Origin of the sequence: Sphingobium sp. (genome assembly GCF_035511395.1) — a bacterium.
Taxonomy (GTDB): Bacteria; Pseudomonadota; Alphaproteobacteria; order Sphingomonadales; family Sphingomonadaceae; genus Sphingobium.
Genome location: NZ_DATKFP010000223.1, coordinates 1 through 3420, shown reverse-complemented (window position 1 = coordinate 3420; position 3420 = coordinate 1). Strand labels below are relative to the sequence as shown.

Sequence of the window (3420 nt, the reverse complement as noted above, 5' to 3'; positions counted from 1 at the left end):
CTCGAAGGCCGGAAGGCGTCGCTCGTTCGCCTCGAGATCGGCCTGAACGGCCGCAAGATCGGCGTCGAGATTGAGAATGGAGGATTCGAGCCGGCCCAGCGCCGTGCTCCAGCGCGTCCTGTCGGATACCTCGAACCCATTGCGCTCGCCATGGTGCAGTGCCGCGACGGACGTGCGGATACCGCGCTCACCATCGTCATCGACGGCCTCATAGCCCGAGAGTTCCACATCGATGCCGTTGACGGTGCCGAGCAACTGGCGGGCCTGGCCGCCGTGCAGCCGCAACTCGAAGGCTTGCCGCAGGATCCGTTCGCCTGTGGCCTTGCGGTCGGTGATCATGGCGCCGCCGCAATCGAACAGAACTTCGTCGTGACGCGGTAGGACCCGGCGTGCGATATCAGCTTCCAGCTTCGCGATCAGGCTGGAGCCGTCGATGATGGCGTCCGCGGTCCGCTTGATGGTCCGACGGATATTATACTGGTCGTCGATATGCGCGTCGCGCAGGCGCTCGAGCCTTGCGACCTCCGCATCGAGCCCGGCTTTCCGCATCAGGCGATCGTCGCCGGACGCCAGTGCCTTTGCGAGCGCGAACTGGTTGACGTTGGAGCCGACATCCTCGATCCGGCGGATGGAGCGATCGCCCGACATCGCCATGGCTATGAAGCGGGCCTTGCGCTCGAGCATCTGCCAGTTGGTCGCGTCCATCGAGCCGCTGGTGGCGTAACCGTAGAGCTCGATCTCGTCGTTCTGGTTGCCCTGGCGCTCGATCCGGCCCTCGCGCTGCTCGATATCGGAGGGTATCCAGGGGACATCGAGGTGATGCAGGGCCTTGAGGCGCTGCTGCGCGTTGACGCCCGTTCCCATGGTGGGAGTCGAGCCTATGAGGATGCGCTTGCGCCCCTGGTTGAGGTCGTTGAACAGGCGCTGCTTGGCGCTGTTCTTCTTGTAATGCTGCATGAAGGCGATCTGATCGGCCGGTATGCCCATTTCGATCAGCTGCTCGCGGATCCAGACATAGGCGGAGAAGCCGCGTGTCTCGATGGCGTTCTCGGTGCCGAGATCGGAGAAGATCATCTGCACCGCGCCGGGCAGCGGATACGGCCTGCCGGTTTCAGGATCGGTGTAACGATTGTCGGCCGTATCGCGCCAGATACTATGGACGTTCTCGATCAGGAGATTGAGCTTGTTGCCCTCCTCGTTCCCCATCATGGGATCGACGAAGCGGAGATCAATCGCGGAATGCCGCCCATCGGTGATCACCGAAAGGAGGATGTCGTCGCCCTTCTGGGGTCGCCCGCTGCGGTTCTCGATCGCCTTGATGCGCTTGGCGAGCACCTTCTGATAGGCCTTGAAGGGCGCCCCGGACTGGGCAACGATGATCTTGCGCTTGCCGCCTTTGATGGTGGGCAGCCGGACATATTGGCGCAGATCGTCCTTCAAAACGACGTCGGCGACACTGCGATACATCGCCATCAGGTCGGCGACATTGACGAATTCGCAGAAGCGCGTGACCGGTTTGTAGCTGCCGCTCGGCTGGAGTTCGAGTTCGGTGCGCGTGTCGCCGAAGTTCGCGGCCCAGGCATCGAACTCGTGCAGGCCCTTGGCGTGCAGCTCATCGGGCTGCATGAACCGCTGCAGCGTATACATCTCGCCCAGCGTGTTGGTGATGGGCGTGCCCGACGACAGGATCAGCTCGCGGCCGGGATTGATGCCGGCAAGGTATCGGCCCTTGACGAAGAGGTCCCATGCCCGCTGCGAGCCGGCCGGATCGACGCCCTTGAGGTCACCGAGGTTGGTCGCGAAAGTCAGCTTGCGGAATTGCTGGGCCTCGTCGACCAGGATCTGGTCGATGCCGATCTCACCGATATGGACGAGATCGTCCTTGCGGGCCTGCAGGTTCTCTAACCGGCGCTGGAGTCCTTCTTTCAGGCGCTCGACCCGCTTGCGCGAGACGCGGTCATCGCTCTGGATGCCCGTGATCAGCACCTCGTAGCTGGCGAGCTGGTCTTCGATCAGCTGTTTTTCGAAGGCTGTCGGGGTGGGGATGAACTTGAACGCATCATGGGTGATGATGATCGCGTCCCAGTTGCCGGTCGCCGCGCGCGCCAGGAACCGCCGCCGCTTCTCCTTGATGAAGTTGGTATCGTCGGCGACAAGGATGCGCGCCGTGGGATAGAGCATCAGGAACTCGCGCGCGATCTGCGCGAGGCAATGATTGGGCACCGCGATCATCGGCTTGTTCACCAGACCGAGACGGCGCTGCTCCATCACGGCGGCGCACAGGCTGAAGGTTTTGCCCGCGCCGACGCTATGGGCGACATAGGTCGAGCCCGCGGCGACGATCCGCCAGACGACGCGCTTTTGATGATCGCGCATCTGGATCGTGGTCGACGCGCCGGGGAGCGTCAGATGCCTGCCGTTGAAGGTCCGGGGAACGAGGTTGTTGTAGGCGTCATTGTAGATCCGGACCAGGCGATCGGCCCGTTCGCTGTCCTGCCAGACCCAGGTCTCGAAGGTCGACTTGATCGCCGCAAGCTTCTCTTTCGCGGCTTCGGTGTCGGTGACGTTGAGTTCGCGGCGTTCCGAACCGTCAGCTTCGCGATGAACATCGTAGATCTTGGGGATATGGGAATTGAGAGCATCTTCGAGTAAGTCCGCGGCGCCGCGGCGTGCCGTGCCCCAGGTCGAGGTGGAGCTGACATGTCCGGCGAACGGGGCCTTGTCGACGGTCCAGCTCGCAATATCGACGGTATGATAGATGGTGGTCTCGACCTCCATGATCTCCGCGACGAAGGTTTCGATGACCCTGGTGGGAATCCATGGCGCGCCGAGACGCGCGGTGATCTCGCTGGGTTTGAGGTCGACCGGCTGGACCGCTTCGAGTGCGGTGGCGACGGCATGGAAGCGGGGATCGGTCTCGGCCTTCTCGCGCGCCAGGGCGAGCTTGGTCCGCACGGGGCCTGAAAAGGCCTCGTCCGCAGTAACCCAGTGGTCGAAGTGGGGCGTGGTGCGGACGGGGTCGAGATAGATATCGTCGGCAAGGTCCGCGAGCGCCTCGGGCTCGGTAACCCCGAGCAGACCGGCGATCAGCGGGAGATCGACGCGGCCGCGCTCGTGAAGCGACACCGCCAGCGCATCCTGCGCCGAGTGGATTTCATGGGCGACCGGCGGCTTGACGACACCTTCGGTGAAGATCGCGCCTGGCGTGCCGGTATCGCTCGCCTCGTCATAGGCCTCGATCGACGCGACCAGCCAGACGTCGGGATCGTCGAGGAAAGGCTGAAGGTTTGGGCGGCGCTGATATTCTTTCTCGGCACCGGTGTCCGGGTCGGCGCGGAGAGTGGTGATCGTCCGGTTGATCGGCCCGTATTTCTTCGTGAACTGCCTGTAATGCGTGAGCAGCTTCTCCTGAGACGCCGC

Annotated in this window: 1 protein-coding gene; it reads right to left on the bottom strand. The window is 63.3% G+C overall.

Annotated features, from left to right (window positions below; all coding sequences use genetic code 11):
- Positions 1-3420: helicase-related protein (locus VMR39_RS15160; protein WP_325416787.1), on the bottom strand; the 3420-nt coding region annotated here is incomplete at both ends.